The organism is Catenovulum maritimum, from assembly GCF_001050375.1.
GTDB lineage: Bacteria > Pseudomonadota > Gammaproteobacteria > Enterobacterales > Alteromonadaceae > Catenovulum > Catenovulum maritimum.
In genome coordinates this window covers 36,628-61,362 of the sequence record NZ_KQ130482.1, presented here as the reverse complement: position 1 = coordinate 61,362, position 24,735 = coordinate 36,628, and the positions used below count along the sequence as shown (strand labels likewise).

Below are 24,735 nucleotides of genomic sequence, written 5' to 3'. Positions count from 1 at the left end.
ATTTAAACAATTCAAGCTCAAAGCTACATGCTTGACATCATTTAAGAGTTTGATTGCAATAACTGTGTTAACTGCTTGCTCCGCAACTAATAATGCGCCATCAAGTGCAAGTGTAGAAAATAGTAAAGCTGGGCTAGTTGTTTTAGAAAGCCAAACAAAAATTACCGATGGTGCGCTGCATTTTGATGGTAAGAAGTTGAATCATAAGACCTTTGAAAACCCATCAAAAGGTGCTGGATATGATTATTTCTTTGGTAAAAATATCTCAGCACATGGTGATGCAGTAAAACCATACAAACATTATGTATTTATGACTTGGTATAAAGGCGGTAAAGACAATCGTAATGTGATGTTATCGCGCTTAAATACTAAAACTGGCAAGGTTAAAACTATTCAGTTTCCGCATCAACATACCGGATTCCGTGGCGATCCTTTGGTTGGTGAATCACATAATACTATAGGTTTGGCGGTTAGCCCGTTGAATGGCACTATTCATATGGTTTACGACATGCACGCTTATGTTGATGACGATAAAAATGGCCGATTTAAAGGTAGGTTTGTTAATGACTTCTTCCGTTATTCTTATTCAGTGGTAGGTGCGGCTGATGTCAGCGATGAAGATTTCACTTTAGCGCAGTTTGTTAAAGATACCAGTGAAGTGAGCGAAGGGCCTGACGATTATAAACACCTTACAATGACAGGGGATTTAGCCGACAAAGAAAATTTTTCTGCTTTAACCTACCCTAAATTTTATACCAGCACCAACGGCACATTAATCCATTATATGCGCTGGGGGGGTAACAATAACGGCGCTTACTATTTCAATAAATATGATGCTGAAAAGCAAAAGTGGACTCGATTCACACCGTTTAATCACAAAGATCAAAAAACTCACGGACATCCATATAACTGGGGTTTATACGGGTTTATGAAATATGTTAACGGTAAGCTTAGAGTGAGCTTTCAACAACGTAGTGCTGACAATAATGACAGATACAAATATCAAAACGGTGTGTATTACGCATACTCTGATCATCCGGACGGCATGGGCGAGTGGAAAAATCACAAAGGTGAACCTATGACTTGGCCTTTGGTGAACTCAGATGAAATAAAAGTATTTGAGCCAGGTGACTACATTTCTCATCAAGAGCCAAATTCTGTGTATATCGTTCGTGGGTTTGATTGGACTGTGACAGAAAACGAAGATATTCACATTATTAGTAAAGCGAGTTCGGCTAATAGCAAACGCCCAGATTTTGAAGATGTTGCAATTCACGCATACAAACCAGCAGGTGCAAGTGAGTTCAAGATTTCGACTGACTTTACCGGCGGTGATTCAATTTACACAGCTGGCGATGATATTTTTATTATCGGGTTGAAAAGGGGCTATCCCTATGTTGAAAAAGCCAAAGGCGGTACCAATGATTTTAAACCTGTGTATCAGCAAAAAGGCGGTACACAGTTTGATCACGGTACAGTCCATATTAAAAACGGCAAGGCTTATTATTATTTAATGGAAAGAGGCTCTGGGAGTTCATTGCCACTACATTTGCAGATTATTGATTTAGGAGTTAATTAAGACTCTGAAACTAGGTTTATTAAACCATTAAAAAAAGCCCGCTAGCGGGCTTTTTAGTTTGTTATGTTGTATTGTCCTGTCCTAGGATGTGTTACACATTTAGGCAGGGACATTAAGCTGAGTTCTCTTTATTCTAGAACGAATTGATCAATGTTTGGACCACTTTCGCCCATAGTTCTGAACTCAATATGATTTGCGCCTTTTACTAAAGTGAATTTGGCAAAGGCTTGTTCGCTCCATTTGCTGTCCCAGCTGCCTGTTGGTTCGAATTCAACTTCAGTCGCTTTTTCATTGTTGATGTAGATAGCGATACGACGCTTGGTCTTTTGATCATTGTGGGTGTAACGGAATACAGCTTTGTACACGCCTTCTTCACCATCATTTTCGTGATACCAATACATGCTACCTTCTTTGTCGTTGAAAGTACCATAGGCGCCACCGTGTACGCCGTGTGCATCTCTTACGGCTGCTGCATCACCTTTATACTCGGCTGCTTCACCTTGCATTGATAAGCCGCGACCTACCCACATATTAGCTGAGTTTTCATCACCCCAAAAAATACCAACTCCGTCGCCAAAGCTTTGCTGCATGTTTAAGATAACTTTGCCGTTAACCAAAACTTTAGCGTAAACAGTGTCGCCATTTTTAACGGTAAATGGTTTGTTATAGGTTTGCATATCCGTAGCGTAGGCATCGTTAATCGAATAAACAATTTGCATTTGTTGCATTTGATAACGTGCGCTATCTGTTAGCGGTAAGTACTGTGCATCGATACTCACTTCATTCGATAAGCGCAATGCTTCGTCTCCAACAATTGCACCTATGGTTGCATATTCCATTGCTTGTGGGTATTTAACTTCTACAAAAGCGCGGTTTTTACCCATAAATAATGGACGGAAATTAGCGCGTACTCTATTGGTATGTTCGAACGGTGAGCCGTTTTCTAACGCTTTTACTTTCACGCCATCAGTAAAGTGGTAATAAACTTTATGTGCGCCATATGGGTAGAACTCTTGGTTTTTGTCGACCGTTTCTGTTGAGATGACTTTAGCCGTGTCAAAATCAGATTCAGCTTCAAATACTTCTACTTGATGTCTTAATGCAACTGGGGCACCTGCAGTATTTAAGGTTTGCTCTAAAACTTTCTTGCCATTTTTGTAGCCTACAGCCGTTAATGTGCCAGGCTGCCAAGGTACAAACCACTCACATTGCATGTCTTCTGCTTTAAGACCTGGCTTGTCTTTGCCTAAAGATTTACCGTTTAAGAACAGTTCAACTTCATCTAAATTTGAATAAACCCACACTGGAATTTTAGTGCCTTTTTTCATAGTTGGATGTGTCCAACTAGGCAAAATGTGCAACGATGGCTCATCTAACCATTGGCTGCGATACAAGTGGAATAAATCTTTTTTGAAACCAGCTAAGTCTAAAGCGCCACCCATAAAAGCGATAAACGGCCAACCACCATGCGCTAAACCTGCTTCACCGTGATAGTCAAAACCTGTCCAACGGAAGTGGCCAGAATGGTGTGGTAAGTCTCGTGCCATTTCCCAGTTTTTACGCGCATTAATACGTACTGTTGCGTTGTCGTAGGATGAGTTTAGGTGTTGTTTTTGATTTACCCAGTCTTTTGGATCTTTCCAGTCGTAAAAGAAAATTTCTTTTTCTGTGATGCTTGGTAAATCAAAGGTGTTGCTTTTAGGTCCATCACGCCACCAAGTTTGGGTACGGTAATAACCACGTGTCTGCCATGTGTGAGGTGCTTCGGTTGAGACAAATGGGCGATCAAAGCGTCGTTTAAAGAAACTCTTACCTTCTGATCCACCATTAATACCAACAACGTCCATCCCTTCTTTGTTAGTTGAGCCAGATGTTACTAAACGAGTTGGATCAAATTCTTTTACTGCTTTTACTAGCTCAGGCGCAATTTTGCCGTGCGTTTCGTTACCTACACTATAAATAATGATAGAAGGGTGATTACGGTTACGAGTTACCCATTCTTCAAGGTCGGTTTTCCACCACTTATCAAAATGATGTGCGCCGTAGTCGTGGCGGGCCTTTTGTTTCCAGCCGTCAAATATTTCGTCCATCAACATAATGCCGAGTTCATCGGCTAATTCGTAAAACATTGGAGGGTAAGGGTTATGGCCAAGGCGAACTGCATTTACCCCCATATCTTTTAATAATTGTAATTTCCAACGTAATAAAGGTTTAGTCCATGCGCCACCGACAGGACCTCCTTCATAATGCTCTGCAACACCTTGAATTTTGACATTTTTACCGTTAATCCAAAAACCAGTGTCGGTTCTCCATGCAATATCACGCACACCAAAATTGCTATTATCACTATCAATGACTTTGCCTTTATGCAGTATTTCAAGGTTTAAGTTGTATAGGTAAGCTGCGTGTGGGTTCCAGCGTTTGGCATTGGTTAACTCAAACGAGAATTGGAATTTATCTTGTTGTTTAAGTTTGTTAAGCGTTGATTTTCCAGTTAAAACTTGGGCACCCTCTTGATCAAACACGCGGTAACGAACGTCATAATCAGCCGCACGTTTTACATCTTTGCTCAGTTCAAATTCAGTTTGTACAGTGGTTTTGTCGCCAACAATAGGTGTATGAATAAATAATGAGTTGTGCTTGATATGAGTTGGGTCTACCACAACCAAACGCACAGGCGCATAAATACCACCTGGGTGATACCAACGTGCAGATGGTTGTAATTCGTTATCAACTCGCACACTAATTACATTGCTATCACGGTTTAGATGTTCAGTGATGTCGTACTGAAAGCTGATATATCCGTATGGACGATTGCCGAGTAGCTGGCCATTTAGCCAAACTTCACTATTCATGTAGACGCCGTCAAATTGGATAAATACTTGTTTACCTTGCCAGTTTGGGTCAAATGCAAAGTGTTTTCGATACCAAGCTAAGCCACCACCATGGTTGCCACCAAATTGTTTTTGTGAGCCGTCTTTGCTAACGCCCTCTTCAAAAATATAGTCGTGCGGCACATCCAATACAGTCCAGCCGCTGTCGTTATGCTGTTTGTCTTTATAGGCGGTGTGATCGCCTGACTTGAATTTCCAATTGTGATTAAAATTGATTTCTTGTCTGGTGTTATTGTTAACGGATGCACTGGCGCTGTTCATTACCAGTGCTCCAGCTAACAAAAACATCAACATTAAGCTTTTTTGGTAAAGCCATGTTAGAGGTGTTGCTTTTTTCATTTTATTTTTAACCCTATATTAATAAGTGAGAATAACTCCACATGGTGGCGCGCTATAATCTGATTTAGTGACTTAACTCATATGCAATTTTACGGATATTGGCTTCTACAAAATAAAAGTCGCCGTAAACAATTGGTGTATCAATTTCACCTGCACTCCCCATGTTTCCGGTCGCCTCAGCTAATATAAATCCAAAATCTAAGCTGTTTTCTCGAGTCTTGTTGTTATCCGTACGATAATTTTGTGTCAATTCCAACATGATTTTGTCTGCTAAATTTGCGTATCTTTTGCTTAGTTGTGCGTCATCAGTAATAGTTGCAAAGCGGTAGAATGCTGAAGCGAAAAGCGCTGATGCAGATGTATCTCTTGGTATTTTTTGATGACTTTCTGGATATGGCTTTGAGCCACACGGTACGAGTTTATCGCCTTGGATAACATCCTCACCATACCAGTTTTGCTTACCAGCTAAACGTTTGAGTGATTCTTCTGACAACATTGAAGCTTGTAACTCTTGTGGTCGGTAACCCTTGTATGGTGTGATGTGATCTTCTAAACGTTTTGCGCATAGTTCTAAAATACCTGAATAAATAGCGGTATTTGGTGAAACATTTTCAGCATATTCATAGGCATTGTCTCTTGCTGCCCAAAAATCCCAGTAAGGAACATATTCGTTCCCCAATAAATGTTCGACCGTAGCAAGCAAGCGATGCAAGTGTGCTTCAAAATTTGGGTATTTGCTTAAGTCTGTTTTTGCGCGAGACATAGCCTCAACAACCGTTAAATACCCATACAGCGACCAACCTTGACCTCGTGCCCAAGCTGACACATTGCCTAAACCTTGCCAGTTGCCTGGTTTGTTTTCACCGTAGTCAAATACGTGATATGACAAAGGGTATTGTTTTGCAGTATCGGCTTCATCGTAAAAATAGTGATTAACCATGGTTTGTTGTGCATGGCTAAAGGCAATTTGATGATAGCTTGCTACATCACTATCGAATAGGTATTCTAAATTCATCATGTTGTCGATGATAACTGGGAATGTCCATGGGTCGGACAAGGAGTATAGGTTAACTTTTTGTTCTCCATTTTCCATTGTTGTTAGTTTCATATGCGGTGCGAAATCCCATGACTTGATTACGCCTTTTTCTTCACTGAACCGAGTTGCTAAAGTTGCACGGCCAGTATCAAGTAGTTGAATGTATTGTTGGCGGGTTGCCGAGTCTAATCCTTCATAATGCAAAGCTTCACCGAATGAATCATAAAGCATAAACCCTAAGTCATGGGTGGAGGCTAAAGTGGCGTCAGCTGCTAAAGCTTGTTGAAAATACTTGGCACTTTCGTATAGTTTGTGTTCCTCACCTTCATCCCAATTAATTTCTTGTTTATTGGCTAGTAATTTCCACATCAAACCAGGAAAAAAGCCGTTGGTCCATTTGGCGTATTTTTCCATAAATATACCGCCGTGCTCTTGCGATCTTGGAATGCAAATCATGCTGGGATTTTGTTCACATTCCGGTCGGTTATATTGATGCCGCTTGTTTTCAATATGTTCTATCATCTTCAAATATTGATTTTTGGCAAAGCTTAAATTATCTCTCGCATCTGCGACTGAAAAATTTACCGCCTTTGTTTTACTTGCTATTTCTTGTTCAAGCTGGTCGTTAGCCTCTGGCTGCTTTGAGCAGCCAGTGACTAATAAAGTTGAAATGACAGTTGTGATTAAATTAAGTTTTCTCATGGTAGTTCCGATTAATTAAAGTTAACTCAAACGCTTTAACATTATTTGTTGTGGGTTTCTTGCCAGCCGGCTTCTTTGGTTTTTTGGCTAAAATAAGCATTGCTTCTGTAGGCGGAATATTTTGTCCATTTTTCATTAACGTGCGGTAGATGTTTGGCAAGTTCTGTTTTGACTTTTTGGTAGGCTGGATCATTGGCCACGTTGCGCCATTCCTCTTTATCTACCTGGTGATCGTAAAGCTCTTCTGAACCATCTTCGTAACGTATATAACGATAACGCTCCGTTTTTACCGCATGGTTATTTTCACCATAGGTGGTGATTGCAGCATGCTGCCAAGGCGCATTGGGGTTATGCAATAAAGGGGTTAGATCTTGACCTTCATTATTAAGGTTTTCAGGTAAACCACACATCTTCACTAAGGTTGGATATAGGTCGAGTAAGCTGACGGGTTTATGACTGACTTGTTTATTTGACTGCTTTGGTGGCTTGATAATAAGTGGCGTGCGGGTGGCTCGTTCCCACAAAGTCATTTTGGCGAATTTATCTTTTTCACCTAAGTGATAACCATGATCGCCCCACAAGACAACGGCGGTATTGTTAGCGTATTGGCTGCTTTCAAGTGCGTCTAAAACAATCCCAACCATGGAATCAACAAATGAGACACTAGCAAGATAAGCTTGAACGATATTACGGTATTCACCATTTTCTAGTGCCCATTTGGTTGTTGGCATCATGGGATGATCGGAGATCAAACGGGCAATTTCAGGCACGTCTTGTAAATCGTCTCTCATATAGGGTGGCAGGTATAAGTCTTTTACTGGATGTAAATCAAACCATTTTTGCGGCACATGCCATGGCACATGAGGTCGTAAAAATCCGCAAGCCATGAAAAAAGGTTTATCGTGTTGTTGTTTTAATTTGTTGGCTATCCAGTGCGCAGATTCAAAATCTGGCATTTGCTCATCACGCTCAGGAAATGGTCCCCAGTCTGTACTGGTTTTAGCTTGAGCCCACTTCAAGTTTTTGGCAGGAGCGGGTCCAAACCCTTTATGACGGCCTCCAAAATCGTCAAAACTGCCATCAACAATTGCTTCATGAAAAACTTTACCGACTGCAGCAGTGTAATAACCATGCTGTTTGAAGTATTCACTTAAAAACTGAGAATGTGCAGTTTTGTCGTTGACCTTGCGAATATCATTATCACGGATGTGGCCATAAATTCCTGTCGTTGAAGGCGCCAGGCCTGTCATTATGCTAGCGCGTGAAGGGCCACATAAAGGTGCAGGGGCGTGGGCATTGGTAAATAGTGTCCCTTGGTTGGCGAGTTTATCTATGTTTGGGGTTTTGCTATTTGGATGTCCTCCCATGGCGCCAACCCAATCGTTGAGATCATCAACAATCAACATTAATACATTAGGATACTCTTGCTTGAGTTGGCTCATCACTTGAAAAGGGGTGAGTGCTGCTGTTGCACAACACGCAGAGCTTAGAATAAAATTTCGTCTACTTAGCATAAGGCTTTTTCTCTTTGCCAACTTTTATTAACTCAGAAAGGCTGGTGCTTACTTTCATATTATGAAAATAAGCATTGATGTCATATTTACAGGACTTTTTGTTATAGGCGCCCCACTTGGGATAAACAAAGCGGCCGTCATTAGTGCGATGAAAGGCTGTTTTTTTATCGTCTGATAATTTCACCTGATAAGATTGTGACTTTAGGTTGGCTAAAGTTTGCTTTTCTCCGTTGAACCAGAACTCTACTAAACCGCCATGGTCATTTTTATTGACCTTAATCCTTACAATAAATGACACCCATTGATTTTGTGGTATCGCTTGGCGCCATAATATCGTTCGACGAGCTGAATAACTTTGATTGCCTTGGTAATCTGCGCCCCAAGCATTTAGGGTTAAATCACCGTCGTACTCTAAATTTATTGGATAATTTTGGTTATGTGGACTGGCTGACTTCCACTGAAAAACCGTGACTTCTTTATCTATCTTTTTACCGTCAGCGGTGTCGATTTTCCAATCCCATGCGATATATATATCGTCGCCTTCTTTAGGGGATAAGGTGTTCACCTTGCCTTCAAATCTTGCAAACTCTCCGCGTTTTCGGCCAATTGGTTTGTTTATTTTCCACACTTTTCCTCGCTCCATGTCGTTGAAAATGCTTACCGTTGAGGACGGGACACCTTTTTCATCACCTTTACTAACACAATAATCTTGTGGGTAGTTACCGTCATCGAAGCGTTTAAAATAGTTACTAATATTCGTACTTTGGTTTGGATCTGCTGACCAAATAACATTAGCTGAAACGGGCTGGCTAATTAGCGTCAGCAAGGCCAGAAAGCGGTTTACTTTTTTCATTTATTTCTCTGTAAATTATAGGTATTACGTTTTTTGTTTTCGCCACAAGAATGAATTAAGCCATTGCTTGCAGTATCAATCTGAGAACGTTGAAATCAATCCAGTTCCCAGCTTTGATTTAGGGATTTTTAATGGCTTGTTACCATGTGAAGCTCCCCTTATTTAGGAAAAGCAGCATAAGGCGAAAATTACTACCCCTTAATTTGTAATAATTTGGAGTGAAGCTTTATGCCAATAGTCAAATCCCACAAAGCCCTAAGGTATTTTCGTTTGGTTGCTAGCTGGAGCGCTATTTGTTAGGGGCTGTAATAACTGACATCAACTTTGGGTAAAAACTTGCTTTCTTGAGGGCATTTTTGCTGATAATTGAGTTGAATTCGTTAGTAATCGCCAGCTATTAGATGCGCAAATTAGATTTATTTTAAGAAATGTACTTATTGTTATATAAAAACATATGATATCAATAACTTAATAAATATATCTGATTTTTATCTAGCGCTAAAAGTGCTGAGAATCGTCATTTTTACACAGAGTAAAAATTTTAAGTTGTGCGAGAGGGGTAGTAATTTTACAAGTTAGGCGCTTATCTTATCAATACTAACTAATAAACGAATAGTTATGAAAATGATAAAATTTACCTGTTTAATTTTGACTTGCACAATTGGTTTAAGTGGCTGTAAAAATACCAATAATGACAGCCAGCAATCAGCCAATCAAAATACTGATCAAGCTTCTGCTCACATGAATAAAGCTGATTATTTCACGGATACCGGCTTAAGTAATCCAGTGGCAACTTTGCAACACCCTGCGGGTGAGCATGTAAACGGTGTAACTTATGTTACCTACCAAGGGTTACTTGAAGACCCTTATGTTGCCGCTTACAACCACAAAACAAAAAAATGGTTAGGTCCAATCAAAGCGGGCACCAGTGAAATGGGTAAAGACCCAAAACGTAAAATTGATAACCACGGTAAACCTGCACTGATTATTGATGATCTAGGTTATATCCATATTGCTTTTGGTGGTCATGGTGGTACACCTGAGATGGGCGAAAATGATATGGGTAACTACAACTACGGTAAGTTAAAACATATTGTTTCGAAACGGCCATACGACATTACCGAGTGGCAAGAGCTTGATAATGTCTCACCGTTTGGCACATACAATCAATGGGTAAAAACCAGTAATGGTGATCTTTACCTGTTTTATCGGCATGGCGCACATCAAAGTCATTGGGTTTACCAAAAATCAACAGACCACGGTCGAACATTTGGTGAAAGAGTATCAGTGATGCAACCAAAGAAACGCGCTGACGGTTTAGGAGTAGATTCTTGGTATGGTTATTTTTCTGAGGAAGCCAACGATACCATCGCCTTGGCTTACATTTATCATCGCTGCGGTAATAACCATGCTAACGGTAAACATTTAGGTGAGCGCAGCAATGGTTATTATATGCAAATGGACACCAAAACCGGACAATGGCGCAATGTTCAAGGTGAGATAATTACCACGCCTATTGATCGCGACACTGCTAACCAGAAAACCTTAGTGTTCAAAACCGAAGGCACTGAGGATTGGACGGGTATTAGCACAGTGCATCTCGATGAAAATGGTGACCCGCATATTATTTTCGCCCAAGGGCATCACAAAAATCGCCACCAAGGTGGTCCGAAAAAGACATACTATTACCGCTGGGATGGTAATCAATGGTTAGTGAGTAAAAGCGGACAGCTACCTATTTCTAGTGGCGACCATATTGTCCACTCGTCCATAAAAACAAGCGCTTTGTTAGCCAGTCGAGCTAAAAATAAAACTCATATGATCTCGTGGCGTCACAGCCTAGATGGTGGCAAAACCTTCAAAAAAGGCGATGTGGTGTTAAAAGATAAAACCTTTGGCGTGCAAGTATCTTCATTTATTCGTAACGCCCATCCTGAAGCATTAATCTTGGTTTCAGAAAAAATCGACAACTCACATTTAAGAAAAATGTACCTTGTTGGTCAAAAAGGTCCTGTGCAAAGAGTAAAGAGCGAAGCACACCATGCTGATGAGCATATCAAGGCTCTTTATCAACTTAAATTGAACTAGCTTTTGTTGACCGGTTTAGCTGCTTGGTAAAGAAGCTTATACCAAGCAAATTAAAAATAAGAGAATTACTATGAAAGTATTATTAATTAGATTGACCTCATTAATAAAAGTAAGCCTAATTTTACTGCTCGTCAGCTGTTCTGAGATGGAAAATGAACAATCGCAAAAATCAGCACCTATCACAGTCACAGAGGAAAAAATCGAAGCAACAAGCAAGGAAAGCCAATTCCAACAAATAAACAATGCTAACTGGCAGCAAGTTATGTTTGACCGCGGTGATAAAAACTGGCGAGAACATTGGTTGGTAGATGGCCTTATTGGCAGCGTTGAAAACACACCTAAAGGCATGCATGTAAAAGCCGGGCCAGAAGCGAAAAACCACGCACACCACCTTGTGGTTTGGACTAAAAAAAGTTTCGACGGTGATATCAAAATTGATTATGAATACACCCGCACAGACAACCAAGTGCGTTACGTCAGCATTTTATACCTCCAAGCAACTGGCGAAGGTACACCAGGTTTTGATAAAGATATTATGAACTGGGCTGATTATCGACAAGAGCCCTACATGCGCCATTACTTTGATAATATGAACACCTACCATATTAGTTATGCCGCTTTTGGCATGACCAACAACGACGCTGATAAAGACTATGTTCGTGCTCGACGTTATATGCCGCTTGATAATAAAGGTTTAAAAGGCACCGAATTAGCAGGTGATAGCTTTGGCACTGGTTTATTTAAAACAGGTGTTCCTCACCAAATTACTGTGATAAAAAAAGGCACACAGTTATGGATGAAAGTTGCCAATAAAACCCAAAGTAAGGTTTTAATGTGGGATACCACTAGCCACCCTGAAATTACTGCAGGCCGTATCGGCTTACGCCACATGTTTACTCGTAGCGCCATCTATAAAAACTTTACTGTTTCAACCTTGACTGAAAAATAATTCTAAGGAACTGTTTATGTCCACAATTAAAAAAATCTTATGCCCAATTGCGCTAGCAGGCCTAATGTCTGCTTGCAATTCTCCAGAAGCGACTAACACAACACAAAACGAAAGTGTTAATAGAGCCAAGCCAGATCAACATAACATAGTGATGATCATTGTTGATGATTTGCGCCCGGTATTAGGTGCTTATGGCGATAAAAATGCATACAGCCCTAATATTGATGCTTTAGCAAAGCAGGGGCTAACATTTAGCAAGGCTTATGCCAACGTGCCTGTATGTGGTGCCTCGCGTGCTAGCATGTTAACTGGCCTTAGACCCACTAAAAATCGCTTTATTGATTATAAAGCCAAAGCTGAAGAAGATGCCCCAGGCGCAAAGTCGTTGCCTCAAGTGCTTAAAGAGTCTGGCTATTACACAATGGGCATCGGCAAAATTTTTCACAATGGTCAAGATTTAGCCGAGGAAAGTTGGAGTGAAAAATTGCAATCTTCTGGTTTACCGCACGCAACCCGCTTAAACCCGGACTCAGAACAGTATTTAAAAGCCAACAAGAAAAACCCCAAAAAACCGAAAGGGCCTTGGTATGAAATTGCCGATGTAGCAAATGAAGCTTACCCTGACGGTAAAGTAAAACAAAAAGCACTGATCGCACTTGAAAAGTTAGCCAATAAAAAACAGCCGTTTTTCTTGAGTGTTGGTTTTATTCGTCCCCACTTACCTTTTTATGCCCCGAAAAAGTACTATGACTTACATCCGGAAACTAAATTTGAGCCATTTTTTCATCGCGAGCAGCCTAAAAATGCGCCTAAATCACTTAAAGGTTCAGGTGAGATACATAGTTATCACTTTAAAGAGTACGAGTTCAATAGTGACACATTTCACACGGCTTCTCTGCGAGGTTATTACGCTTCAGTTAGTTATATTGATGCATTAGTGGGCGATGTTGTTAAACAGATAGACCAATTGGGTTTAAGAGATAACACCACGATTATTTTTACCAGTGATCATGGCTTCCATTTAGGTGAGCATAATTTCTGGACAAAACATACGATGCTCGATACCGCATTACGTGTGCCACTCATTATTGCAGGGCCAAGCACCAAGGAAAATATGAACACTGATGCGTTAGTTGAATTACTTGATATTTTCCCAACAGTGACAGAGATCACTCAGACGACCCCACCAGTTAATATAGCTGGCGAAAGCTTTACTTCGGTACTTAATGCCCCTTCGGTTAACCATAAAAGGCAGATTTACAGCCGATTTAAAGCAGGTGATTCAATCGTCACGGAAGATTTTATTTTTACTTCGTATCAAGCTGAAAACAGCCAAATCGAAGAGATGCTGTTTGACTTGAAAAAAGATCCGCATGAAACGGTAAATGTGGTTAATCAAGCCGAATATCAAGCGAAAGCGGCTGAGTTGAGAGAGAAGTTAGCAGCTTGTATGGAACAACAGCAGTGCCAAACGCACTAATATAAAATTTGTATATATAGATATTGAAAATGAAAAAACTAATGTCAAAGCCTGTATTGGCGATGTCGCTGCTTTATCTTCTATGTGGTTGTCAAGGTACTCAATCCTCTTTTACTGAGCCCGTTGAAATGGTTGAATACTTTGCTGACAATGCACTGAGTACACCGCTAGCGATTGTTCAACACCCAGCAGGTATTCACAAAAACGGTATTACCTACGTTTCTTACCAAGGTCAATTTACTGACCCTTATGTAGCAGCGTATAACCACAATACAAAACAGTGGCAAGGTCCTTTCCAAGCTGGTGAAAGCGACCTTGGCCGCATGAATAAAAAGAAGCCAGACAATCATGGTAAACCGACCATGTTAATTGATGATTTAGGTTACATCCATATCTTCTTTGGTGGTCATGGTGGTAGCCCAAAAGATGGTGAAAACCTATTAGGTAACTATAACTCTGGCCGGAATAAACATGTGGTTTCAAAACGGCCTGGCGATATTAGTGAGTGGCGAGAATTAAAAAACATCTCAGTTTTTGGCACTTACAACCAAGCGATAAAAATGGATAATGGCGATATATATTTAATTTATCGCCACGGCGCGCATCGTAGTGATTGGGTTTATCAAAAATCGACCGATCATGGCCGTACTTTCGAGGCACCTGTTTCGTTCTTAAAACACAAACCCCATGAGACACAAAATAATCATGACAGTTGGTATGTGTGGGCAACTAAAGGTGAAAACGACGACATTATCATGAGTTATGACTATCATGTATGTCCAAATGATACCAAAGCACGCGGTCATATCCCTGTGCGCCATGATTTGTACTACATGGTATTTGACACCAAAAATAATACATGGAGAAATGTGCAGTCTGAGCCATTAATCACGCCAGTAACCCGTCAGATAGCGGATGCCAAAACGCTAGTTGCTCGCACAGGCGGTGAAGACATGTGGACTTTCAATGGGACGACTCATCTTGATCCACAAGGCAAGCCGCACTTATCTATAAACATTGGCAAAGATATTGGTAAACCTTGGGGGGGCTCCAAACAAACCCATTATTATCGATGGACAGGAGCTAATTGGACTGACGGTAATCTAGTTCATGCACAGCAACATAAGAGTAAAGGCTCTGAAGGCGATTTTGTCCCTCACTCAGCTACTGATATTCAATTTACCTTAGCTTATGAAGAGAAAAACAAGGATGCAATTGTTGCTGATTTTCATAGTAAAGATGGCGGAAAAACCTTTGTCAAAGGCCAAGAATTATTACATCGCAAAGATGTTAGTTGGTCAGTCAGTTCATTAATTAAAAATGCGCATCCTGATGCTCGAATTCTTGTGGCAGAACGGCCTAAAGGCACAAATTGGCGGAAAATTTATTTATTGGGAGACAATGGACCTATAAAAAGGGTCAAATCAGAAGCTTTAGTGTTAACAGAAGCGGATAAGAGCATATTTAAATAATGTATTTTAAAGTGGCTATTCATTTGTGTTTGTTACAACAACACTAGCGCGTATGGGAAGACACTCATTCCGCGCTAGTGTTTAGCTATTAGTCACTGATAACCTTACTCGGTAGGCCAGTAACGAAATCGAGCTCAAACGTTGTATTTGTTGGTAAACGTAATCTAGGTCGCTCAGGTAGTGCTTTGATATTAGCTGGTAAGCCAAAATAATTTAAGCCTTGGTTTATGTGGTCATTGTGTTGCTTAACCATAAATTCAGGCAGCGCGTAATCGTAAAAAGCTAATTCATCAATGGCCCCTGAGTAAGCCTCTTGTTGCCATCGCCCTTGGGCCGAGTTATTTCCCACAGTTGCAGTACCAGGACCACCAGAGATTACTCTTGAGCCAGCAGGATATTGGCGCGATGCCAGAAGTTTGCCATCAATATATATGGCTTTTAAACCTGTTTGTACATTGTAGCTAGCGACAATGTGATGATAATTATTATCTTTTATATCACTAATGCTAGGCCTACCTGCGATGCCATCTAGCGGCAGTTTGAGTTCATGGTAGCCTTGACCCAGTATAAACAGGCCAAAATTTAAACTTTTATTGTATGTTTCTTTCGATTTTGGAACATCATTGTTGCTATCATTCTGCAAACTTAATGTGACTTTATGATCAGATTTTCCGTGTGCTTTGTGAAATATTGTATCTACATTATCTAACTCTCCGGTAAAATCAGGTTTGATCAAGGCTTCAATGGTAACGCCATCATGTACCGCAAAGGAGCCTGTGTCTGGCGCTGTGCCGCCGCCATTGCCAAGCGTGACTCTAGCGTCTTCGCTGTTAGCAAATGCAAATGCGCCTTGGCCAATCTTGCCCTGTATTCTGGTAGCGCCATTTGCTGGAATACCATGGGCATTACCTGCAGTGTCTACCACTCGATCACCTACCTCGTTAAATCCCCAGTAATGTATTGGACGCCAACGTAACGGAGTCATGCCAGTATTTTTTCCTGTGGTTAACCTAGGTCGATTATGGGTTAAATCAAATGTTAGGCCACTACCATTTGATTGCATGATAGCTTTTTTACCATGTACAGTAAGGTTTTTGTTCAAGCCTGGCTCAACAACGATTTTACCCAGCTTAAGTTTTATTTCATTATGATTAAATAATTTTATAACTGAGTTCGCACTGAGATGGAGCAAGCTGCCATCGGTCATTTCTAACGATGCATCTTGTACAACTTGATAATCGCCTGTTAATAAATAGTCTCCCTCGATATTGGCTTGTCGCCCCATTGGCGTGACAACGCCTTGCACTAATTTTGCTACATGGCTAGAGTCACTGCGAAACGAGAACCACCAGATACTCACCAGTGTGCAAACTAATAGAAGTATGCTAAATATTATTGTTGCTTTGTTTCGAAAATATTTACTTCCATGATCATTATCAAAGGTGTTGTTAGGCCCATTAGGCGGCGCAGCATCTCTTTGGCGCACAACAAACTCTTCTGATATTCTGCGGTAGATAAATTCCATGCTGTTATCAGTGGGGGATTGCAATTGCATATGCATACTGAGGTAGTCGTAATAAAATTGTTGTGCAGCTGGATTTCCTCGCAAGAGCTGTTCTAGCTGTTCTAGTTGCTCCTGTGTTGCACAATCAGAACATACTAAATCAGCAATAGCTCTGACTTCTGAAAATTGCTCACTTGTGCTCATTTTGATGCCTCTCGTAATTTCTGTTCAACACAATCAAACAATTTTTTACGTAATTTAAACACGGACTTACGGATAGCATGAATGGATCTTCCAGTGGTTTCGGCAAGGTCTTTGGCCGATAATTTATCTACATAAAAATTTTGGTATATTTTTTTCAATGGCTCTGACAGTAATGAGCAGCAATGTTCTAAATAGCGCCATTTTTCTTCTTGCGTAACAGTCTGGTTTTCTGTGATTGTGATGTTTTGACTGAATTCTTCAATGAAATCGTCACTCAATCCCAATTGATACTTTTTTTGAGCTTGGCGGTAGTGCCTTACCCTGTTAAATGCAATCACGTTTGCCCATTTAGAAAATTCTGTACCGATTTCGAATTTATCAAATTCTCGCCAAAGGACCAAACAGGTTTCTTGAAAAATGTCGTCAGCAGCACTGTGATTAGATACAAACGCATAAATATACGTGTAAAGTCGGTTTCTATCTGCTTCAAACAATTGACCAAATTTTGATGAGCGTAGTGCTTCTGCATCAGTGGTGTCTAACTGCTGATTTTTCTGAGTGGAAATTGATTGCAACGTACAGCCTAAATTAATATATGTTAAAAATTTGGTGATTATTAATATATATTAACAGATATTTACAAGCTAGCTTGATTATAAATTACCTGATTTGATTGTTTTCTCCCACATCAGGCTAAATTAACTATTTTGGTCAGAACCCTCAAGTATTTGTCTGTGGTAAACGACCTTCAGTTTATCTGTTGATTTAGCTCTATTTGTGTTTTAGCAGCTCTCGGCAGGTAACCTAAAAGCTCAGGCTAGGTGAATTAGCCTGAGCTTTAGATGATAACTTGTTATTTTTGAAGAATTTTACGTTTGTGCAGAGGATACCAGTCAACTAATTTTTGCGATAAACGTTCGACTATCTCTGGGTGTTGCTTGGCTAAGTTTACTTGCTCATACTCGTCAGTTGATACCTTGTATAAACGTGGGCCTTGACGATCGACAGCGTGATGCTCCTGATAACTTTCGTTTACGCCATCGTAACTTAAAATAAGTTTCCAATCACCCTCAATCACCCAGCGGTACAATAATGAAGATTCAATGTCGTTAATATCTGTCATATCATGAGAAAAGCCTTCACCGTAGACTTCATTACGATCGAGGGGCGTTTCATTCACCATGTTAGCAAATAAATTTTTACCCGGTAATCCTGCTGGTACTTCTACGCCAGCAACGCCCAAAATAGTTGGGACAATATCTATACTACTAACTAATTCGGGACGCATTTGTGGCTTAAATTTGCTTGGTAGCGAGAACATGATCGGGGTACGGACACCGCTTTCTGCAGGACTTTGTTTTGACAGCGGTAAAAAACGGTCTGTTTGTTTAGGGTTAGTTATCCAGCCATTATCAGAAACATAGACAATAAGTGTGTTGTCTTTTATGCCTTTTTTCTCAAGATGATCGAATAATTCACCGTTGGTTTCGTCAAACCACTCGATCATAGCGTAATATTTAGCGATAGGTAAAGCTAACCCTTTGTTTGTGTATTTCTTTAAAATCCGTTCTGGCGGCGTGTGTGGTGTATGCGGCATAAATGGCGCGTACCAAGCTAAAAATGGTTTGCCTGCGGCAACTGCTTCATCAATAAAGTTTGTAACTGGTGCCAACCCTTTGCGTCCAATTTTTAAACCGACATCACCGTGACGTCCTTGAGGATGATTACCAAAACCTTGGGTCATACCTTGATCAAAACCGCCACGCTTAAAGCTACCTTCCCACCATTTACCTGATTGATGTGAAACATAGCCTTTTGCTCTTAATAATTCCGGTAAAGTATCTAATTTATCTACTTTACTGATGATCTGTTTGCGTAATTGAGCGTATTTTTCACCCTTTTTACCACCGGGTACTTTTTTGGAAGGACCGTTACCTGTAATACTGTGTTGAGAAGCATATAAACCTGTAGCTATGGTGGCTAACGAAGGGCGGCAAAGTGACGTAGGTACATAAGCACGTTTAAACGTGACGCCTTCATGGGCAAGTTTGTCGAGTGCTGGGGTTTTGACAATTTCGTGCCCCATAAAACCATAATCACTCCATGCGTGGTCGTCAGATAATATCAGTAAGATATTAGGCGGTGTGTCTTTGGCTACCGAAGGTGCTGCCGCATCTGCGTTGGTTGAGAGTGATGAACAAGCTGACGTTAATGCTAGCACTGTTGTGCATAAGGCTGCTGCCATTACTTGTTGAATCTTGAACACTTTACTAAAAGCGTTCAGTTTGTTTTGAATCATAGGTTTTCCTTTTGATTAATTGCTGTTGTTGTTTATCCGGTGTTTAAAGTAAGTTTGCTTTAGACACCTATTTAATTTGGATTTTATAGTGTCCCGATTTAACGATGATCTTCTTAACTTCTTTCGTTTCTCCAATCCAGCTCGTGTCTTTGTTTGTTAATACTTGGCCGTTGATGCTGAGTTGATCGCCTAAGGCAGTTTTTTGTTGATTTTGCTGATACTGCCATTTAGGAATTTCAATCTGTGCTTGTGTGTTTGCTGGAATGGTGACTTCCATAGTTAACACACCATTGCTGAACTGCCATTTCGACTTTATCTCGCCATATGGTGATTTATATTTGCCTTCTGCAGATGTTAAATGTGTTGAAATGAGGGGGGCAATGCGAATAGTTTTATACCCAGCAGTTAACGGGCTAATACCAGCAACTCTGTCATATAACCATTGACCAATAGCGCCATAGGCATAGTGATTGAGCGATCCAGCTTTTTTAGCATAACCTTTATCGTGAGTGTAACCATCCCAACGTTCCCAGACCGTTGTTGCGCCTTGTGTCACTGAGAATAACCACGACGGGTAACTTCGTTTAAACACTAGGTCAAACGCGATATCGGCGCGGCCAATTTTATCTAACACTGGTGCAATTAATGGCGTGCCTAAAAAGCCAGTGCGTAAATGACCGTTGGCTGCTTCAAAGGTTTTTAATAAATGCGGAACCGCTTTTTCGGCCGTGGTTTTATCTAATAAATCAAAACCTAACGCCAACAAATAGGCGGTTTGTGCTTGAATACCCACTTTTAATCGACCATGGTTATCAAAAAAGTGATTTTGGAAGTTGTGTTTAATTTGTTTTAGTAGCTGGCTGTATTTTTTAACATCCTCAGTTTTACCTAACACTTGTGCGCTATTACGGGTGAACTCCACAGAACGTGCATAAAATGCGGTAGAAATTAAGCTATTATCGGTTTCTCCACGGCGAGAATCTTTTTTGGTTGAATAAGGTTGCAACCAGTCACCAACCGTCCACATGACACTAACACCATCTTTTAATTGGGTTTGGTGATACTTAATCCAACGGGTCATCATCTCGTAGTTTTCTGCTAAGATTTTTTTATCGCCGGTACGCCAGTAGACATCCCATGGAATGGTCACTGCCGCGTCAGACCAACCTGCTTGGGCAATTTCTCCTACTTCATTAGGCACAACAACCGGAATACTGTTATCGTCAAATTGCTCTTCCCGAATGGATTGTAACCAAGCCGACCAAAATGCATGACTATCGGCAATAAACAAAGACGTATGAGCAAAGGCGAGGGCATCACCAGTCCAACCTAAACGTTCTGAGCGTTGCGGGCAGTCGGTCGGAATATCTAAAAAGTTACCTTTTAAACCCCATTCTATATTCGATTGGAATTGATTTAACTCTGGATGTGAAGTGACAAATGAACCGTTTAGTTCAAAATCAGTGTATTGCACCACACCCGTAATCCACGACAGCTCAGGTTTAACCGATGCGTCAAAACCGCTGAGTTCAACATATCTAAAACCATGAAAGGTGAATTGTGGTTGCCACTCAATCACGCCATCGGTTTTGGCGGTATAAAAATCTAACTGTTTGGCACTGCCTAAGTTTTTGATAAATAACGAACCGTCTGGATTGACCCCTTCGCCAAAACGTAAATTCAGGGTTTGGCCTTTTTTCATCGGCACTTTAATTTTTGGTACGCCCACCATGTTTTGCCCTAAATCAAAGATGGTTTTACCACCGACTTGTTTTATCGCAAGGGCAGGTAATAGCAGTTTATTTTTTGAAGTAAAGTGACGTTTCGGTTGCAATAGCACTTGTGGCTCTAATTCGCTGGTGGTGACGTTTGCCCAGTTTGATGCGTTATAACCGGTTTGGTGCCAAGCCACGTTTTGGTCGAATAATTCATAGTGGGCATCATAACGTTCACCATCGTATAAACCCGAGGTACGAATAGGGCCATTTTGTGTGGCTTGCCAGTTGTTATCGGTGATCACTGTTTGTTTCTGGCCATCGTTATATTCAATTTCAAGTTGGGCTAAAACTTTGGGGGTGAGGCTTAATTTTTTATGCCAATGACGTTTAGGGCCAAAACGGCCGGCATACCAGCCTTCAGCTAGCTGAATACCAAAAGCATTTTTGCCATTTTGTAATTGTGCTGTGACATCGTAGGTGAGGGTTTCAATGCGTTTTTTATAAGGGGTGTAACCTGGTGTTAAAATATCGTCGCCAATACGCTGACCATTGATAAAAGCTTCAAATACTCCTTTTGCGGTAATGTATAACCTTGCTTTTTTGATATTCGTATTGTCAGTATTTGTGCTTGCGTTAGCCGTTTTTAACTCAAACTCAGTACGTAAATGTTGTGGAATATGAATCGGCGTACCGTAATTATTTAGTTTAACGGGGGCTGTTTGTTTGATTTCGATCCATTTGGCCGACCAATCGTTATTAGAGAGTAAACCTAATTCAAATTGAGCAACATCACTCCAGCTTGATACTTCTCCTTGTTCATCCCAATAACGCACTTGCCAGTATACTTGTTGCCTTGAACCTAATGTTTTACCTTGGTAATCAACAAAGGTGCTTTGCGCACTAGTCACCATGCCACTGTCCCAAAGATCAGCCTGATTGGGTAATAAATCTGGCTGACTAGCAGCGACAATTTGATATTTTGTTTGTGCTAAAGTGCTGTTATCAGATGCCAATTGCCATGAAAAATTTGGTTTGGGATCGTAAAAACCTAAAGGGTTGTTAAAACCTTCATTAATTCTTAAGGCTGTGGCCGATTGTAACCCTTGGTCTTGAGCCGTTTTATTGATCCCACATGCTTGTAATACGCTTGCAACGAGCACAACGAGTGCGGCAATGGATAAATATTTCATGTAATAAACCTTTATTGAAAACCTAAATCTCATAAATCAGAGGCTAATAAATCAGAAAAAAATAAATTTGAAGCTATTAAATCTGAATGTTTGATGGTTAGTTTATGGCTGCCAGACGTTAAGCTTCTCGTACCACTTGCCAGTAGCACTTGAGCGCTGCAATTGGTTGGAATAGTGACGCTGTATTCAATATCGCCATTGTTAGTTCTTTGCCAGCCTGCTGTTATTTCACCGTGAATCGATCGATAACTGGCTTTCGCAAATTCGATTTCTTCAATAAATTTCGGTTTGAACAGAATATGTTTGAAACCTGGTGTTTTAGTATCAAAATTAATTCCAGCCAAGTGACGATGGAAAAAATTATCAACAAAGCCCATAAAATAATGAATGTGAGACGACTTATCAGGCCAGTGTTCCCAAAGTGTTGTCGCGCCATTTTTAAGCATATAACCATAACTTGGGTAAGAATCATTTACCGCAACCTGGTAGGCCAAACTTGAATAACCCTCGTTGGGCAACAATTCCCATAACGCATGACCAGTAAAAATACCGCCATAAATATGATTATCTCGACTGACCTTAATGTCGTGAATTAAACCTTTAAGTACTTGCTCGCGATGTTCAGGTTTGACAATGTCGGTAAACAGGGCAAGGGCATTCGGGCCTTGTCGATACTCATCAGTGTCTACCCCTTTAAAGGTGATAGTTTGTGGATCAAAACAGTGTTTGTAGACAGCATCTTTTAGCTTAGTTTGCTGTTGCGCTAATGCCGCCACATCATGTTGCTTTCCGATGACAGCACCCATTTCAGCTAAACAGCTCAGCACCCGATAAAAGTTCATGGTCGCATACACTTCTTCACCCTCATCTGGTTTGTTGCCAAAGGGCGAAGACCAATCTGAGAGCCGGTCTTTGAGCAAACCAGGTTTGCCTTCAATCTCTGTGATGGCCCAAACACTTTGTGCAAAATGAAGCATTGCGCGCCAGTATTGTTCGATTAGTCGGGTATCACCGTAATAGCAATACATATAATAAGGCAGATACACACAGGCCGATCCCCACAAGGATGAGACACCTCTACCGTAACCTCGGCTCGGTACAAAATTAGGTAAACCGCCATGTTTAGGGTGTTGGGCATCAAAAATATCGTGAATAAACTTGGTGGTCAGGGCGGCTAAATCGTAATTAGCCATGCCCATTTCAAGGCCTGTTACCGCATCGCCAAGCCAACCATTTTTTTCGCGATGTGGGCAGTCGGTAGGAATACTGTGCAGGTTAGAAATCATCGCCTTGTCGGTAATTTGGTGAATCGCGTTCAGGCTTTCATCAGAACTTAAAAATGTTCCTACAGAGGCAACATCAGAATTGACCTGACAGATCTCAATATCATCAACCGTTAAGGGTTTGTCGTGTCCATGGATGATGAAGTACCTAAATCCCTTATAAGAAAATCGACATTCGGCAATCTCACCCGGCTCTCCTTTAGCGATGTAGGCCATTTGTTGTAACCCACCGGGTTGATCTAAATCCATGGCATTTTCTTTTTCGCCAAAATAAACCAAAATCCGCGTGCCTTTTGGCGCGTTGACTTTTAAACGAAGCCAACCTGCTAAGTTGGTGCCCGCATCTCCCCATTGTCCCCAGCGTTTACCTTTATTTTTAATTTTTACCGGTCTACTGGTCTGCACCACGCGTATTGGCTCACATAACTGTGATTTTAATTTACCGCCTGGAGCAGGTGCGGGCTGAACGGGATCCCAGTTTGAATCGTCTAGTCCGATATCACTCCAACCGTCAACTTCTTGGGTGGCGTCGTAAATTTCACCCATATGTGGACAATCATAAGTGACTGGACCGCCCGTGACTTTCCAACTTAAGTCGCTAACAACTATTTGTTCGCTGTTATCGGCGTAAATGACTTTGATTAAACACTTTAATTTTGGCTGACCTATATAGCCACCCTTTTTCCAAAACCCCCAGTGATCGTTGGCCAATAAACCATAGTTACCACGGCCAAGCATCACGCCGACCGCATTTTTACCTTGTTTGACTAAGTCCGTTACATCGTGGGTCACATAAAGGATTGAGCGAGCGTAGTTAGTCCAGCCAGGGTCTAACACATGGTCTCCGACTTTTTCACCGTTTAGATACAGTTCGTGGTAACCAATACCGGCGATAAAAGCCTTGGCTGATTTAATCGTTTTAGTGGCGCTAAATTCTTTTCGAACCAAAGGCGATGGATCATAAGGGTTGGCATAATGAAACAGCGAGCGCTCCCATAATGACATGCGTGCGCCAAAGTACGAGGGTAAACTAATTTGATGGGTTTGCTCTTCAATAGCTTTGCGCTGCCACCAATTAGTTTCCCAATCCTGCTGGGTTTTCCATGCAACCCATTGTGCGTCTTGCCAGTCTTGTTCGGTGAATAAACCGGTAGAAAACTGGGCCGATTCACTCCAAGCTGATACTTGTTGGTTTTTGTCCCAAACGCGTACTTTCCAATAATAATTGGTTGCAGCTTGCAAAGGTTCGCCTTGATAAACAACGTGAGTATTACTATCACTGCTGACAATTCCCGAATCAAAAATATCACCCATATTGCGGTTTAATGTCGCTGGTGAGCTAGCAACCAGCAATTGATAACGGGTTTGATATTGATCCGTTTCGGTAGAAGCTAATTGCCAATAAAAGCGAGGGTTGACTATATCAACCCCCTCAGGATTGTTTAGGTATTCACACTTTAAATTGACTGGGTGAATGTTATCTAAAGCGTCAGCAGGTAATTGCACACTAACCGCACTATTATCTGACGGTTTTGCCATCAGTAAATTAAAACCAATAGTAGATGCGGCTAGGGCGGTGGTACTGCCTACGATAAACCGTCGTCTGGTGATCATACTTTTTCCTGTATTAT

At 41.0% G+C, this 24,735-nt stretch carries 14 protein-coding genes; 5 read left to right on the top strand and 9 right to left on the bottom strand.

Going from position 1 to position 24,735, the window contains the following annotated elements; translation table 11 throughout:
• The first annotated feature begins 31 nt into the window (after positions 1–31).
• Positions 32–1,579 (top strand): BNR-4 repeat-containing protein, encoded by a 1,548-nt coding sequence (locus tag XM47_RS00140; protein WP_342669138.1) that lies wholly within the window; start codon positions 32–34, stop codon positions 1,577–1,579.
• 128 nt (positions 1,580–1,707) lie between these two features.
• Here XM47_RS00140 and XM47_RS00135 read toward each other — a convergent pair whose 3' ends face one another.
• The 4 genes from XM47_RS00135 to XM47_RS00120 all read right to left on the bottom strand — a co-directional run bounded on the left by XM47_RS00135 (position 1,708) and on the right by XM47_RS00120 (position 8,917).
• Complete coding sequence (locus XM47_RS00135) at positions 1,708–4,812, bottom strand: glycoside hydrolase family 2 TIM barrel-domain containing protein (RefSeq protein ID WP_048687967.1); 3,105 nt, start codon at positions 4,810–4,812, stop codon at positions 1,708–1,710.
• A 64-nt stretch (positions 4,813–4,876) separates the two neighbouring features.
• Positions 4,877–6,550: a YajG family lipoprotein gene (locus XM47_RS00130; RefSeq protein ID WP_048687961.1), complete on the bottom strand. Its 1,674-nt coding sequence runs from the start codon at positions 6,548–6,550 to the stop codon at positions 4,877–4,879.
• Positions 6,551–6,591: 41 nt separating this feature from the next.
• Positions 6,592–8,064, bottom strand: a complete 1,473-nt coding sequence (locus tag XM47_RS00125; RefSeq protein WP_172656481.1) for a sulfatase — start codon at positions 8,062–8,064, stop codon at positions 6,592–6,594.
• Positions 8,054–8,917, bottom strand: a complete 864-nt coding sequence (locus XM47_RS00120; protein ID WP_048687959.1) for a heparin lyase I family protein — start codon at positions 8,915–8,917, stop codon at positions 8,054–8,056. Before XM47_RS00120 ends, XM47_RS00125 begins: the two co-directional genes overlap by 11 nt.
• Before the next feature lie 618 nt (positions 8,918–9,535).
• Between XM47_RS00120 and XM47_RS00115 the strand changes: the two genes are divergently transcribed.
• From XM47_RS00115 to XM47_RS00100, 4 genes are all read left to right on the top strand, one after another.
• A complete protein-coding gene (locus XM47_RS00115) occupies positions 9,536–11,005 on the top strand; it encodes a BNR-4 repeat-containing protein (protein WP_245623387.1) in 1,470 nt (489 codons plus the stop codon).
• A 70-nt stretch (positions 11,006–11,075) separates the two neighbouring features.
• Complete coding sequence (locus XM47_RS00110) at positions 11,076–11,954, top strand: DUF1961 family protein (protein ID WP_048687952.1); 879 nt, start codon at positions 11,076–11,078, stop codon at positions 11,952–11,954.
• A gap of 16 nt (positions 11,955–11,970) precedes the next feature.
• A complete protein-coding gene (locus XM47_RS00105; protein ID WP_048687949.1) occupies positions 11,971–13,434 on the top strand; it encodes a sulfatase in 1,464 nt (487 codons plus the stop codon).
• A gap of 29 nt (positions 13,435–13,463) precedes the next feature.
• Positions 13,464–14,906, top strand: coding sequence for a BNR-4 repeat-containing protein (locus tag XM47_RS00100; RefSeq protein WP_048687947.1), 1,443 nt, complete (start codon positions 13,464–13,466; stop codon positions 14,904–14,906).
• Positions 14,907–14,994: 88 nt separating this feature from the next.
• Here XM47_RS00100 and XM47_RS00095 read toward each other — a convergent pair whose 3' ends face one another.
• The 5 genes from XM47_RS00095 to XM47_RS00075 all read right to left on the bottom strand — a co-directional run bounded on the left by XM47_RS00095 (position 14,995) and on the right by XM47_RS00075 (position 24,718).
• Entirely contained in the window at positions 14,995–16,614 is a 1,620-nt protein-coding gene (locus XM47_RS00095; protein ID WP_048687945.1) for a LamG-like jellyroll fold domain-containing protein, read from the bottom strand.
• Positions 16,611–17,189, bottom strand: a complete 579-nt coding sequence (locus XM47_RS00090; protein ID WP_245623386.1) for a sigma-70 family RNA polymerase sigma factor — start codon at positions 17,187–17,189, stop codon at positions 16,611–16,613. The genes XM47_RS00095 and XM47_RS00090 overlap by 4 nt, the downstream gene beginning before the upstream one ends.
• Before the next feature lie 278 nt (positions 17,190–17,467).
• Positions 17,468–18,913, bottom strand: coding sequence for a sulfatase family protein (locus XM47_RS00085; RefSeq protein WP_245623385.1), 1,446 nt, complete (start codon positions 18,911–18,913; stop codon positions 17,468–17,470).
• A gap of 67 nt (positions 18,914–18,980) precedes the next feature.
• Positions 18,981–21,821, bottom strand: coding sequence for an alpha-L-rhamnosidase (locus tag XM47_RS00080; protein WP_048687942.1), 2,841 nt, complete (start codon positions 21,819–21,821; stop codon positions 18,981–18,983).
• Positions 21,822–21,850: 29 nt separating this feature from the next.
• Positions 21,851–24,718, bottom strand: a complete 2,868-nt coding sequence (locus XM47_RS00075) for a family 78 glycoside hydrolase catalytic domain (protein ID WP_048687937.1) — start codon at positions 24,716–24,718, stop codon at positions 21,851–21,853.
• Between the last annotated feature and the right edge of the window lie 17 nt (positions 24,719–24,735).